At 44.8% G+C, this 13,778-nt stretch carries 15 protein-coding genes and 1 pseudogene; 2 read left to right on the top strand and 14 right to left on the bottom strand.

Annotation, left to right across the window (positions count from 1 at the left end):
* Positions 1-93: 93 nt before the first annotated feature.
* The 12 genes and pseudogenes from Tfer_RS16945 to Tfer_RS16585 form a co-directional block, all read right to left on the bottom strand.
* A pseudogene (locus tag Tfer_RS16945) lies at positions 94-225 on the bottom strand (phage portal protein); the annotation flags it as partial.
* 121 nt (positions 226-346) lie between these two features.
* Positions 347-658 (bottom strand): type II toxin-antitoxin system RelE/ParE family toxin, encoded by a 312-nt coding sequence (locus tag Tfer_RS10465; protein ID WP_052218361.1) that lies wholly within the window; start codon positions 656-658, stop codon positions 347-349.
* Positions 651-938 (bottom strand): type II toxin-antitoxin system Phd/YefM family antitoxin, encoded by a 288-nt coding sequence (locus tag Tfer_RS10460; protein ID WP_013119085.1) that lies wholly within the window; start codon positions 936-938, stop codon positions 651-653. Before Tfer_RS10460 ends, Tfer_RS10465 begins: the two co-directional genes overlap by 8 nt.
* A gap of 162 nt (positions 939-1,100) precedes the next feature.
* Entirely contained in the window at positions 1,101-1,901 is an 801-nt protein-coding gene (locus Tfer_RS10455) for an MBL fold metallo-hydrolase (RefSeq protein ID WP_052218360.1), read from the bottom strand.
* A gap of 40 nt (positions 1,902-1,941) precedes the next feature.
* The gene (locus Tfer_RS10450; protein WP_152909033.1) at positions 1,942-2,562 is read right to left on the bottom strand and encodes a class I SAM-dependent methyltransferase; all 621 of its coding nucleotides are present in this window, start codon (positions 2,560-2,562) and stop codon (positions 1,942-1,944) included.
* A gap of 149 nt (positions 2,563-2,711) precedes the next feature.
* Positions 2,712-3,992 (bottom strand): methyl-accepting chemotaxis protein, encoded by a 1,281-nt coding sequence (locus Tfer_RS10445; RefSeq protein ID WP_052218358.1) that lies wholly within the window; start codon positions 3,990-3,992, stop codon positions 2,712-2,714.
* A gap of 92 nt (positions 3,993-4,084) precedes the next feature.
* Entirely contained in the window at positions 4,085-5,338 is a 1,254-nt protein-coding gene (gene murA / locus Tfer_RS10440) for a UDP-N-acetylglucosamine 1-carboxyvinyltransferase (RefSeq protein WP_052218357.1), read from the bottom strand.
* Positions 5,339-5,494: 156 nt separating this feature from the next.
* Positions 5,495-6,157, bottom strand: coding sequence for a BON domain-containing protein (locus Tfer_RS10435; protein WP_052218356.1), 663 nt, complete (start codon positions 6,155-6,157; stop codon positions 5,495-5,497).
* 95 nt (positions 6,158-6,252) lie between these two features.
* Positions 6,253-7,143 carry a peptidase MA family metallohydrolase gene (locus Tfer_RS10430; RefSeq protein ID WP_052218355.1) on the bottom strand — a complete coding sequence of 297 codons (891 nt, stop codon included), beginning with the start codon at positions 7,141-7,143 and terminating at the stop codon, positions 6,253-6,255.
* Between the two features lie 203 nt (positions 7,144-7,346).
* Complete coding sequence (locus Tfer_RS10425) at positions 7,347-7,910, bottom strand: tetratricopeptide repeat protein (protein ID WP_052218354.1); 564 nt, start codon at positions 7,908-7,910, stop codon at positions 7,347-7,349.
* Positions 7,911-8,106: 196 nt separating this feature from the next.
* Entirely contained in the window at positions 8,107-9,459 is a 1,353-nt protein-coding gene (locus tag Tfer_RS10420) for a peptidoglycan DD-metalloendopeptidase family protein (RefSeq protein ID WP_160315557.1), read from the bottom strand.
* Between the two features lie 328 nt (positions 9,460-9,787).
* Positions 9,788-9,955: a hypothetical protein gene (locus Tfer_RS16585; protein ID WP_160315556.1), complete on the bottom strand. Its 168-nt coding sequence runs from the start codon at positions 9,953-9,955 to the stop codon at positions 9,788-9,790.
* A 346-nt stretch (positions 9,956-10,301) separates the two neighbouring features.
* Here Tfer_RS16585 and Tfer_RS10410 point away from each other — a divergent pair, with 346 nt between their 5' ends.
* On the top strand, positions 10,302-10,901 hold the full coding sequence (locus Tfer_RS10410; protein ID WP_160315555.1) for a TetR/AcrR family transcriptional regulator: 600 nt from the start codon (positions 10,302-10,304) through the stop codon (positions 10,899-10,901).
* Positions 10,902-10,906: 5 nt separating this feature from the next.
* Positions 10,907-11,950: a 4Fe-4S binding protein gene (locus Tfer_RS10405; protein WP_052218351.1), complete on the top strand. Its 1,044-nt coding sequence runs from the start codon at positions 10,907-10,909 to the stop codon at positions 11,948-11,950.
* Between the two features lie 34 nt (positions 11,951-11,984).
* Here the strand turns inward: Tfer_RS10405 and Tfer_RS10400 are convergent, their stop codons facing one another.
* Together Tfer_RS10400 and Tfer_RS10395 are read right to left on the bottom strand one after the other, a co-directional pair.
* Positions 11,985-12,224, bottom strand: coding sequence for a hypothetical protein (locus tag Tfer_RS10400; protein ID WP_041587630.1), 240 nt, complete (start codon positions 12,222-12,224; stop codon positions 11,985-11,987).
* 153 nt (positions 12,225-12,377) lie between these two features.
* Positions 12,378-13,778 carry an RsmB/NOP family class I SAM-dependent RNA methyltransferase gene (locus Tfer_RS10395; protein ID WP_052218350.1) on the bottom strand — a complete coding sequence of 467 codons (1,401 nt, stop codon included), beginning with the start codon at positions 13,776-13,778 and terminating at the stop codon, positions 12,378-12,380.

Here is a 13,778-nt window from a genome sequence, read left to right as displayed (position 1 = left end):
ACGTTTTTGGATTGTTCGGTAGAACCTTTAGCCACTTGTTCTATGGTCTGGGCCACCTGCTGGGTGGCTTTGGTCGCTTCTTCTGTACCTGCCGTCCTTGACCACGCCGGGGTGTTCCAGGATACCGCCGGGCCTGGCTCCGTTGGCAAAGAACTACGCCCCGTATTCTTCGGTGGCCAAGGCAAGCCCTATTGCTTCCTTGGCCATGTGGATGGGGGAATAACCCTGAGAAAAAAGGTATGCGCAAAGCATCACCCCCCTTTTTCGGGCATAGAAAAAGCACCTCCGAAGAAGTGCTAATAAATACAGGTTTATTGATTTTTGCCTTTTTATAGTTTTAGTATTTTTACTTGAACAATTTTGTCAAATCCATCTTTGCGTATATTATGCGATGGACTTCAACTATTTTCTCCTCTTCCCGAACAACGTAAAAAACAGCATAATTTTTCACAATCAACATTCGATAATCTTCTCCCAAAGGCTTTATAGGGCGGTATATCTTGTGTGCATAAGGAAAATCCCTCAACAGGGAGATAGAATACTCTAATGCCTCCAGCAGATCCATTGCCGCCTTTGGCGCATTTAACTGGTCGGATATATACAGGATAATGTCCGTTATATCCTGCTTGGCTATGGGAAGGAAAATGATTTCATACATTTCCGTCGTCTGCCTTTTCCTGTAAAGTTTGCCTCAAACTGTCGAAAACCTCTTTATGGGAAAAACGCTGATTGGTTTGTTTTGCTTGCAATTCCGCTTCCTTCAATTTGAAATACACTTCACTTTCAAATTGTAGCTTTTCGTAAGCTTCAAAGCTCATCACAACCATATCTCCATACCCATTTTTTGTAAGAAAAACAGGTTCGGAGGTTTCGTGGACAACCCTTGAAATCTCTGCGAAATTATTTCGCAAATCCGATACCGGCCTAATCTGTGGCATAGAATAACACCTCCACATTTTGCTTAGCATAATTTTATCATAATTATGCTAAATAATCAAGGCGCGCGTCTGAAGCTTGATAATAGTATCTCCAGCATATCATTTTACGCTTTGGATTAATTATTGTTTTCTGTTTCAGCAACAAATTGTGGTTGATCTGCGTCACCTGTAATTAGAACTGTCCCATATCAGCCCCGGTACATACCGTGGAGCTACCGACAAGTTAATATTTTCACCCGCTGTCAGGCCGTTTTCTGCCAAAATGCGGGAAACCGTGGTAAAAGCCAGGTCAGGTTTATTATTTTCCGCACTCAAATGAGCCAGAGTAACGGAATTAGTTTGTCCCGAAACAAGGGAAACTAAACTATGCCCCGCCACAATATTGGACAAGTGCCCCCTGTTGCCTAATATCCGTTTTTTCAGAGGCCAGGGATAAGACCCTCTTTGCAGCATATCGATGTCATGGTTGGCTTCCAGAATAAAATAATGAGATCCCCGGACTTTTTTCACGATTTCCGAGGTCATGCAGCCCGTATCCGTGATAATACTCGCCTTGGTATCCCCCTCGTAGAAAACATATCCGACGGGATCGGCTGCGTCGTGGGATGTGGAAAAAGTCTCGATTTTCAAAGAGTCAATTTCCAGGACATGGCCGGGCCTAAAACAACATACCTGCTGTTCATGTATTTTGCCCAGGCTAAACTGCAAAGCCCGCCAGGTTTTTTCCGTCACATAGACAGGCAAATCATAACGTTGGGCCAAAACTCCAACACCTTTTATATGGTCGCTATGCTCATGAGTTATTAAAATAGCGGAAAGACTCTCACATAATTCCCCCATAGCCTGTATTTTTGCTTCCAAAGCCTTTCCACTCATTCCGGCATCAACAATCACGGACGTATTATCAGATTTGATAAATATTGAGTTTCCAGAACTCCCACTAGCCAAAGTACAAACCTTCATGAGGGCCCCTTTCCCTACTGTTCCGCATTTAAATTTACGATCAGCCTAACTTCAGTGTATAAACAGTAACCCGGTAATGCAGCCCGCTGTCTTCCACATTAAACCGACATTCTGCTACACCGAATTCTTCCTGCCCCAACCCGCAGATAAACTCCTGGGCGTCTTTACGGCCCGGGTCAGAAAGGATTATCCTTCCGCCCGGCTTTAACAGCCTGTAAAAAATACTCTTTAGATAAGGATATAATGTCGGTTCGTAAAGTATATCAGAACCAAGTATAATATCGAAATCCTCTGTTATCTCAAAACTACGCCAATCGGCCTGAATCCTTTTTATGTTCCCTACTTTGTTCAGTTTCGCATTAAAAGCGCAAAAATCAAGGGCTTCCGGAAATAAATCCGTCTGATACACAACCCCGTTTTTAGCGGCAGCAACTATGCCGGCCAATCCTAACCCCGCTCCCAGTTCCAGGATTTTTTGCCCTGTGAGGTCCGGCCCTTGCCATAAAAACCGGGCCATACCGATGGCGGCAGGCCATAAAACCGCCCAAAACGGAACATCATCGTTGGTTTTGACCAGATTCAAAAGAGAATCTATGTCTTTCACGGCCCTAACCTTAAAAAACCGGCCACCCACATCTATTTCCAGTATTTCTGTAGCCACCAAATATATTTCACTTCCTTAACTTAACACAATTGGATAAAATATTGCAAGCAGCAATACCGGTCCTGATGATGAACATTCTCTAAAAAATCAAGACCATAGTTATTATACCATGGCCTCACAACTTCAAGCTATATTTTTTGTTATGGCTATACTTTGAACTTAGTTATCTTTTTCCTCAACTCATCAGCTGCCTCAGCCAGCCGCTGGGCATTCAATGTTACCTGTTCATTGGTATTCATCTGCTGCTGAGCGGCCGCCGAAACCTGTTGAACCGCCGATGACACTTGCTGGGCAATATTATTAATTTTATCTATGGCCTGAACAACCTGCGTGATGCCTGCTGATTGCTGTTGGGCCGCCGTCGAAATTTCCTGAACTATATCAACTGTATTTTCCACCGTCTCAACAATTTCCTTGAGAGCCTGTTGAGCGTCAGATGCTATAACTACTCCCTCTTCAACTTCTTTAGAACCAACAACCATGGCATTAACCGCCATGCTTGTTTCTGACTGGATCTCCTTAATCAGGTCGCCAATCTGCTGAGCAGCTTTACCGGAACCCTCGGCCAATTTTCTCACTTCATCTGCAACCACGGCAAAACCCCGGCCGTGTTCTCCTGCCCTAGCCGCCTCAATAGCGGCATTCAAAGCCAGTAGGTTAGTTTGATCGGCAATACTGGTAATCACGTTGACTATCTCGCCAATCTGTTCGGACCTTTCATTAAGGGTTTTTACCACCTGGGCCGATCTCTTCACGGTTTCAGAAATACTGTTCATTTTTAGCACAGCCCGTTCAACTTCATTAGCGCCCTTAATGGCCAACCGGGAGGCGTTTTGGGAAGCGCCGTGAGCATTTTGGGAACTTGCGGCAATCTGTTGTACGGCAGCCGATAAATCCCGCATGACCTGCAATGTTTCATTTAACTGATATGCTTGCCCTTGCGTACCACCCATTATTTGCTGTATGGCAGCAGAAATTTGCTGCAGAGCAGCGGTTGCTTCCTGAGTGGCATCATATACCTGCTGAGACTCGCAAGCCACATTATTGGCCGTTGACGCGCTCTGCTGAACAGTATCCCTTATGTCCTTAACCATCTTGTTGAAAGCAGTGGCCATTCGCCCAAAAACATCTTTGGTAGGAAAATATATTTCTCCGGTAAGGTCTCCTTCCGCCACTCTGTTAGTGGCCTGAAGAAATACCTGGAATATGCTTTTTAAAATCCTGGTCACCATATAGAGGATAAGAAGGCCGGAAATTACCCCAACGGGCATAACGCCTGTTACCAGTTGTTTTGTCTGTTCAGGAGTGGCCCCAAAATAGTGCATCAAAAAAAGAGTCCAAACCAAGGTGCCTCCGCCCGTAATAGCCACAAAAATAAGGCCTAAACGCACCATCGGCTTAATCCTGAAGCTTGGTCCTTTAGACATTATCCCACTTCCTTAGACAAAAATTGATAAAATTATAGTTCTGCCTTTATCCTCTTTTTTCCTGCCAGGGCGTTATAAAATGTTTATAAACTTTAATATTTTATAGCAGTTTTCACTCCCAGTGCATTTAATTTGTCATAAATCCCTTCGTAGCCTCTTTCTATATAATGGGTATTGCAAATTTCTGTTTCTCCTTCCGCCATCAAACCGGCAATTATCAATGCCGCCCCCGCCCTGAGGTCGGAAGCTTTAACTTTGGCTCCCTGCAGTTTTTCAACCCCCTGAATAATAGCAGTACGGCCTTCTACCTTTATTTTGGCGCCCATGCGTTTGAATTCATCGGCAACCTGCAGCCGGTTTTCAAAGATATTTTCCACAATTACACTGGTGCCTTTTACGGTGGTAAGCATAGCCATCACCTGCGACTGCATGTCCGTGGGGAACCCCGGATAGGGTAAGGTTTTAATGTCTATGGGCCGCAGTTTGCTCCGACGGCGCACTCGTACCTTTTCGTCTTCCTCCCTGATTTCTGCCCCTGCTTCCCTCAATTTTGCAATCAGGGGCTCGATATGGGTGGTAATCACACCATCGATAAGAAGGTCGCCGTCAGTAGCCACCGCAGCAACCATAAAGGTACCTGCCTCTATGCGGTCCGGAATGACGGAATAACGACCGCCTCGCAGCCGTTCCACCCCGTCGATACGAATAACGTCAGTTCCTGCTCCTCGCACCTTGGCGCCCAGGGAATTAAGGAAATTGGCCAAGTCGACAATTTCCGGTTCCTTGGCCACATTTTCAATGACCGTCTGGCCTTTTGCCAAAACAGCCGCCATCATTATGTTTTCCGTGGCACCCACACTAGGGAAATCAAGGTAAATTTTGGCACCCTCTAAACGGTCGCATTTGCCTTTTATTACGCCGTGCTCAAGTTCAATCTCGGCACCCATGCCGGCCAATCCCTTGAAATGCAGGTCCATAGGCCGGCTACCGATATTACACCCTCCGGGCAAAGAAATCTCCACTCTCCCCTGCCTGGCCAGTAATGGGCCCAACAGTAAATTAGAAGCCCGTAACTTCTTTACTAATTCGTATGGAGTCTGGTACCCAATATCACCGGGGACATGAATACGGATCGTATTCTTTTCGCACCAGTCGGCTTCCACACCCAGATTCTTAACGATGTCCAGCATTACATTTACATCACTGATGTTGGGAACATTGTCGATAATAACAGGTTCATCAGTTAATAGGGCAGCAGCAATAATAGCAAGAGCTGCATTCTTGGCCCCTGCTATTTTTACCTCGCCAACAAGCGGTGTCCCTCCCGAAATTATTAAGCTATTCACTCCGTTTTTGACCTCCTCAGATTGTCCACAGTCATACCTTATGTATATTCTCGATAAATGTAAATATTCCTGCCGGTCTTCCAACATAAAGACAGTTCTAAACCTTCCCGGTATAGAACTGTTCGGATTACCGCGGTATTTTTGCTGGCAACATTTTTACTGTATTTCATCACAAGTGAGGTTATTTTCAATTTCCCCGACTCCGGGCACCTGGGATACTATCCGTTCAACTGCCTCAGCCTGTCCGGGGTTTTTTACATAACCGGAAAGCCTTACTTTGTTGTTCTCTGTTTCCAACCGGATTGTCCCCGGGTTAACTACAGTATTGTGCGCTAACGCTGTTTCAATATTATTGACCAATGTAGCTTCATCTCTCACTAAATCAGTGGCGCCGATTTTCAAATGGTTTACCACGTTTTTTACACCGTAAACTTTTGCCGCCGATTCCAGTGCACTATTGGCTTGCGCCAGAGACGCAACATTACCTTCCAGGTACACGACACCATCATGAACACCTATTTCTATGTCATGCAGGTCAAGCATGGGATGCCTCCTAAAGCGTTCCTCGACGGCCGTATAAATCTGGGCATCAGTCACCGGCCTGTCCATGGCGACAGTTAAGCTGTTGTCTACTCCCGTTACTCCGGAAACCTTGCGGGCTAATTCTCCGGCCATCCATTTTTCAGCCAGAACATCAACCACTCCATGCAGCGTTACGGCGCCATTGGCAACATCAATATTAATATCTGCCGTCTTAGACAATCCCGCAGCTTCCAATTGGTCCACTATATCATTTTTGATTTGCTCGTCTTTCGTCATCAAAAACCCCCTCCTTCAAAGATGGTAATAATAGTCTGCCCAGAAGTTAACAAATTAGACCAAAAAAGCCCAAAATCCAAGAGTGGATTTTAGGCCTAATTCGACTTTAACCAGTCTGCAAATTCACTTTGAAATTCATCGAGGTTCATATCCAAAGCATGTTCAAAGCTTTGATTGATGGTTTCTCCCATGGAGAGCCTGACTAATATTTCCCACAGCTTACTCTCACCGTGTTTTTCTACAATATAACGGACCGCTTCATAGGATTGGCGGTATGCCAAGGACTGGTCGGCTAAAGCATCAAATTGTCTGTCCATCACATTTAACGGATACAACTCTTTCCCTGAGATAGGCTGCCTGTATTCTTCCTCTACATCCCCAACAATTTTAAATTCCTGATATAAAGCTATCCCTTCCGTAAGCCAGCGCGGATAATTTCCCCTGGTAATGTAATCAACTACCAAATGAGTGAATTCGTGCGCCATCGGACCCCTTGTTTCAAAAACGGCCTTCATGTCTTCAGGGGTATCCGCTTCAATCCATTGCTTGGGCGACAGCACTCTGATTACGCCTGCCCAATAAACACCCATGGCGCTTTCATCAGCATCCCAGCCAAAACTTTTGCTTAAGGATTCCCTGGTCGGGTACACAACGATAAGCACTTTATCCTTTGGGGCATAGGCAAAATCCCTTCTGATAGGAATATATGCATTTTCGGCAGCATCCAAAACCAACCGGGCTATATCCCGGTCGGCACTTTGATACCTGACAATAAAATGCTCTCCCTCATTTTGGTTCCAGGAACGGGTTTTCCACATCATCTGAGCTTTGCTGAGCTCCCTGAATATGCTGTAAATATAGGTTTTCGACAGCATGGGAGCCCGCACGGACACTATAACAAACAAAATAAAGAGGGCCAACACCAACTGTACCGTCTTTTTTAACAGAAAATTGGTACCAAGAAAGGTTGCATCGAGGAAACTCACTAGCCCTCCCCCCTCTCTGGCAAGTTCTCTCCAAAAACAAACAACAAATCAATAATGTTTATAAACCCAAATTCTCCTCTAATACAAATTATACAATTTTGCCGGCAGGGTACCTACCGGAAATAATCGCCATAAAGCCAAAAAAGGGGCCAAATGTTTCCTTGGGGAAATACCATTTGGCCCTCATAAGACTATCGCTGCGCCTATTTATTTTTGGGGCCGGACATAGCCTCAAAGTACTGCTTGATCAGGTTTTGCGCATCCTGGTACCTTGGGTCACCGGTTTTTATTTTCTGTAGCTCTTTGATGGCATCCATATACTGTTTCTTGCCGTCTCCAAGATAAATAGCATAATTAAAACGGGCCTGTGTAAAATTAGGGTCTATTTTCAAGGCCTGCCTTACTAATTCAATAGCCTTGTCCGTGTTACCGGTATAAAAATAAGCTGTGGCCAGGTCCCCTAAAACCAGTTTATTTTGGGGAGTCTCTTTCAGGGCTTTTTCATATTCGACAATAGCATCTTTAAAAAGTTTTTGGGCGCCTTCCACATCATTCTTTGTCAGCAGTTTATCCATGGCTTGGGAAAAATAAGCGTTACCCTTAGCCTCGCTACTGCCATTATTGGCAACGGCAGTACCACTCGAATAAGAGCCGGAACTAAAAGCCCAAAAACCAATGGATACAGACCCCAACAAGCCTATGGAAATCATGGCGACCAAAACATAAAGGACAATTTTGTTAGGCCTTTTCTTATTCATAAAAGCCATATATAAATAACCTCCCCTAAATTTTTTCGCATTTCTTACACGCAACTTATTATAACACAGCCCTTGGTCTAAAAAAAGGTATAATCTAAGCCAAACTTACCAACCTTTAGGTATATTCGGGCATGTCCAAAAGATAATAAGAGGAAGCTTATTTTTTAAGCTTCCCCATTATCAGCATTTTCCTTAATTGTTCTCTCTACTTCAGGTAAGGTAAAGGATTACGGAAACTGCCGCCCACCATTACCTCGAAGTGCAGGTGAGATCCTGTGCTTCTACCCGTGGAACCGACTTCACCAATTAATTGTCCGCGGGACACATACTCGCCCGGAGAAACCTCTATTTTAGAAAGGTGAGCATATTTTGTTCTTAGCCCATTGCCATGATCAATGGTAACCTGTTTGCCGTAAGCGCCGTCCCAACCTGTCGAAACCACCCTTCCGTCTTCTGCCGCACCTACCGGCTGTCCTGTATAACCGTCAATATCCAACCCTGTATGCATGCTCCCCCACCTGCTTCCGAAGGGGGAAGTAATGCGGCCGCCGGTAGGCCATGCCAAACGACCGCTGCCGCCCCTGCTCGCCACAACCAGCCTGGCTCCTCTTACAACTATTTGGTCTTTGGCCGGTTTAATAACTTTTTGGTTTAATACGGTACGGTTCTCCACGGTTCCATTAGCCAAAACCAGCTTGTAAGTAACTTCGCGGCTACCGTTTTCCCCTTTTTGGTTAATTTTTTGTCTTCCTTTCCACATACTTTTATCGGCTATTACTTTCACGTTATAGGGGATAGTCTCTTTAACAGTAGCTTTCGCCTCTACTACAACGGTTAACAGAGGTTCTTCCTTAACAAGTTTTATTTCCTGGCCCAAATCAAGCCTTTCGCCCTTAATTTCCGGGTTAGCAGCCTTCAAATCAGCCACATGGGTATCATATTTACGAGCAATGGTCCATAATGAGTCGCCGCTTTGCACTATGTGTACCCTGGCCTTTTCTTTACCATGCATAAGTTTTTCCACTGCCTGGTCCACGGTAACTACATCTGCCAGCGAAGCAGGAATTTCGGAAATTTCTACTTTTTCCCGGAATCCTACGGATAAAGTTTGCATATTATTTATATTGGCAGTAAATCTTTTCTTAATGGTATCGAGGACTTTATTTGCCTCTGCCCGGCTTGCCAGAATAGCCACCGTTTTCCCATTTACTTTTAAACCTGTCGCCACCCCGACAAAGGTCAGTTTTTTATCCAGTATTGGTTTTAACGCACCTATATCGGCAATCAGGTATCTTTTTGCTTCCGTATCAACAAAGTTTACTTTTTCTTTTATAATTAACTTTTGCTTCCACTGGTGGGCCTTTTCTTTCTTCAGTTGCTCCAGTACTTTTTGGGCTGCCCTCTTATCCGAAACCAAGGCTACCTGTTTTCCATCTACCTTTACTGCCACCGCCTTTTCAGTAGAGTAAGCTACGGATACACCGGTAATAACGGCCAAACACAAAACTGTGGTCAAAACTACTACTGCCTTTTTCCACTTACCATTTGAACCGCCCAAATTTATCCGGCTCCAAATATTTATTAAAGTATTACTGCAGGTTTTTCTCAAAAACTTTACCGCGGTAAACAGGGAAATTTTTTCTTTCAGAAAAGACCGGAAAGGAAATCTTACGGAAGGACTTTTTTTGGCTAAAACTGTTTGTCTCGGTGCCATAATATGTTGTTTTCTTTGACTGTGTTTACTAAAATATTCCTTGGTTTTCTGCAAACGTAATTTTTTTCGGGAAGATTTAAATAGCGAAGTAAACTTTAAATCGGTTTTAATTAGCGATGAAAAAAAGGTTCCATTCTTGGCTGCCAAGCTCCCAAAAATCGACCTGGCTTTGTCAGTTATCGACTTCATCAGGCGCTCCTTTCTCACTGCCGGTACCTTTTTTGATAAAAAAAGACTCGTTTCGCACGCAGTCGCAGTTGATTATTTTATTGTATTGTACGATTACCGTTAACATTATAGCACAGGAAACATTTTCCCGTAAACCCTTAATTTTCGACAAAGCCCATCGCCGTAGTGCTTCGCAAATATACCCCATGTAGGTAGGCGCCCCGGTGCTAAAGGTTTTGCATGTTCCTCGCTTAAAAAATTATCAGAAAATTACAAAAACGCACTTATTTTAATAATTTTTAAGCCCCAAACCCGCTTAAAACAAACTAGCCCTTTCCAACCAAAACGGAAAGGGTTTTTTAATGGCAAAAGTTAAATATATTAATATCTCGCTATTGACGCGTGGGATCAAATTTATTAATATAAAAATGAACATTATTCATTTATGGATTACATTCATTATTAATAACTTTTTTATGCCCTCAAAAAACGTTCCCGGGAAGAAAGGGGTGAAAAGAATGGCCGCAAGACCTAACCGGCGGGAAAAGAAAAAAATGCTGGCCAGGCAAAAAATTATGGACGCAGCTCTGCAACTTTTTGTGGACAATGGGCTAAAAGAAACATCCATAGCAGAAATTATGGAAGCAGCCGATTTGGGGACCGGGACCTTTTATAACTATTTTCGGTCAAAGGAAGATGTGTTGGAACAATATATTCATGAAAAAATAGCTGATGCCAGGACAGCTATTGAAAAAACAGCAACCCAACCCGTACCGGCTTCATCAAAACTGGCCGAAATTCTGATTCTTGTCAGCGAAACATTCCAAAAGAATTCCTATTTAACATATTTTTTTCTTCAATTGCAAAAATCGAATCCCACTTTACAGGCCCCGGTCGGACACGGAATGGTCTTCAAGGAAATTCTCCTGAAAGTGATCCGGGAGGGACAAAGTTCAGGTGAATTCAAAAATGATATCCCTCCCGAAATAATCCTCGAGCTGATTCACGGTGTTTTATGGTCATCTCTGACCGGAGCCAATCAAGGTAATGATCTCACCAATAATATCCGGCTCAAACTTGACCTGCTTTTGCACGGTATATTAAACAAAAAGGGGTAATGTATATGCGTTTGAATTTGGAACAAAATCTAAGCAGGTATCCGCTGGCGGCAAAATTATACCGTCAACTTACATTGCGTAAAGCAGTTCAGTTTGCCGTAGCCTTCATCATGCTTTATGCAGCCTGGGAATTTTACCACTTTGTTGAGTATATCAGGGGCAGCGGCCTGGGGCCGGCCCCCCATCGCCCCCCCGTGGCCGAAGGATTTTTGCCTATAGCAGCAGTTTTAGCTTTTAAAGCTCTATTTGCCCTGAAAGAAATTGACCCCATACACCCAGCCGGACTAATGATTTTTATTGCTACACTTACCACAGCATGGGTTTTCAGGCGGGCTCTCTGCTCCTGGATTTGTCCTATAGGTACCTTGTCTGAAACTTTGGGGCAACTGGGCCGTAAACTGATTGGCCGTAATTTAAACGTTCCAAAGTGGCTTGACCGCTTATTGCTTGGTATCAAATACCTGTTATTCTTTTATGTCGTGAAAATGATACTCCTGATTCCCACCGATGAAGCCGTAGCTTTCATGAAAATACCTTATTATGCTGTTTCCGATATAAAAATGTTTGATATGTTCATGAATTTGGGCGTCAAAGCCCTGAGCATAATTCTGGTTCTCGCTGTTCTCTCCGTGCTGATTAAATCTTTCTGGTGCCGGTACTTGTGTCCTTATGGAGCCCTGCTCGGTGTTCTCGGCTTCCTCAGCCCCATATTTTTAACTATTAACCATGATACTTGCCATAACTGCGGCGCCTGTAACCGTGTATGCCCAAACAGGGTAGATGTACAGGGGAAAAAGCGCCTGGTGGCATCCACTGAATGTACGGGCTGCACCTCCTGTGTATCGGCCTGTCCACAAAAAGGAACTTTGCAGTTTAAATTGTTCGGTTTATTACCCATCAGCCCGCTGGTATTTTCACTTGGGTTTTTAAGCCTCTTCTTCGGCATTATTCTTTGGGCCAAACTTACAGGGCACTGGGAAACCAACCTGACCATCGAAAATTACCGGGCTATTGACCAGATGATGTCCGGCGGTTTCGGCGGCATGTAAATTAAGGCGCTCCCAAGGGAGCGCCAGTTTATTTTTACCACCAAAACCAGAAAAACGGGAAGAAGAATGGGAAGAAAAACCTGAAACGCCAAGGCCAAAACAGTTGTGCCGAAATATTGGGATCGGCGTAATTTTCCGGGTTGGCGCCAGCTTGTATTTCAGTATCTGTGGCTGCTTCAGCAGAATAGATGTCCGGATGCCAGCCAGGCATATAACCGGGCATTCCCGGATACATACCGGGCATATAACCGGGCATATATCCATAGTATGGCATTGGACAGCCACCCATAGGTGGATAAAAGGGATAAGTTACTCCGGGGTAATGACTGTATCCGCACATGCTGATTACTCCTTTCAGTACTCAAGTTTCATCTTATAATATGAATCTGCTAAATAGACGGATACATTTTTTTGTTATGTTAGTGAATTAATTGCGACCTAATACAGACCCCCATCTCAAACCTTTGGGGTAATGATTTTTTAGCAGGCCGTTGACTAATTTACCCCATCCCAGCGGAAACCCATCAACAGTCACTATCGCCCATCCCTGCTCTCCCCCCTGTATTATGAGGGATTCTCCTTTTAGGTAACGGTAGACATCTTCGTTGTCCGCCCTTAAGTTAACGGTACGTTTCCATTCACCGGCATGCAGGCCCAAAGCCAACGCATGAGATGGCTCGAATCTTCCTCTTTTTACCGTCCCCAAGTGCCAGCCGGCACGGCTTATTTTTAGTCGGCTCAGCTCCGGCAACCGGTCAAATACAGCATATAACTGGTCGCCAAACATGAGATAAGGACCTTCCGGCACAATATTTAAGGTCTCCCGGCAAAAAGTCGCAAATAACTTTTGTACTTCCGGTGAAACCTCGTTGATTTTGTCGACCCCTGACTTTCGGCCGGGCCATAGCTTTTGTTCGGCCCTTAGTATCTGGCCCGCCCCGGCATCGCCTTTTTTCCGCAGCCGGGCCACAAAATGTCCCTCCCCTTGTACTTTATGGGGCCAAATCCGCACCGTACCTGCTAAGGTCCCCGGCGCAAGCCAATCATTTTCGACCGGGCATATTTCAAAGTCATTATGTGCCTGTAAAAAACTGTTTACCTGTTCTTCGTTTTCCTCTGGAGAAAAAGTGCAGGTCGAATATACCAAAACGCCTCCCGGTTTAAGCATTGACGCCGCCTGTGCCAATAAATTTTTTTGCAAGGCGGCACAGCGCTGCGATTTCCCTTCCGACCAATCCAGGCAAGCCTCAGGAAGCTTGCGGAACATCCCTTCCCCGGAACAGGGCGCGTCAACAAGAATTTTATCGAAATAGGCAGGCATACGCTCCGCCAATTTTTCCGGTGTTTCATTAGTGACCAGGATGTTCCTGGCCCCCCACCGTTCCAGATTTTCGGCAAGGGCTTTCACCCGGTTGGCATTAATTTCATTAGCAACCAACAGTCCTGTATGGCCCAGGTAGCTGTAAATATGAGTAGATTTACCGCCCGGAGCGGCGCATAAATCCAATATCCGTTCCCCTGGTTGGGGCTGTAATATTTCGACGACGGCCATAGCGCTCGGCTCCTGAATATAATAAAGACCGGCGGCATGGTAAGGATGTTTTCCCGGCCGGTCGTCGGGGCTATAATAAAATCCCAGCCTGCACCACGGAACAGGGCGCAAAGAAAAGGGTACGCGGCTGACCAGACTGTCCCGGGAAATTTTCAGCGGATTTACCCTGATTCCCCGGGCAGCTTCCTCCCCGTAACTTTCACAAAATAAATTAAACTCCTCCTCACCCAGTAACAATTTCATTTTCTCAATGAATTTTGCAGGCAATTCAGGCAT

This window comes from Thermincola ferriacetica, assembly GCF_001263415.1.
In the GTDB taxonomy this organism is placed as follows: domain Bacteria; phylum Bacillota; class Thermincolia; order Thermincolales; family Thermincolaceae; genus Thermincola; species Thermincola ferriacetica.
Note: the sequence above shows the minus strand (reverse complement) of the source record. Positions and strands in the feature narration are given on the sequence as shown.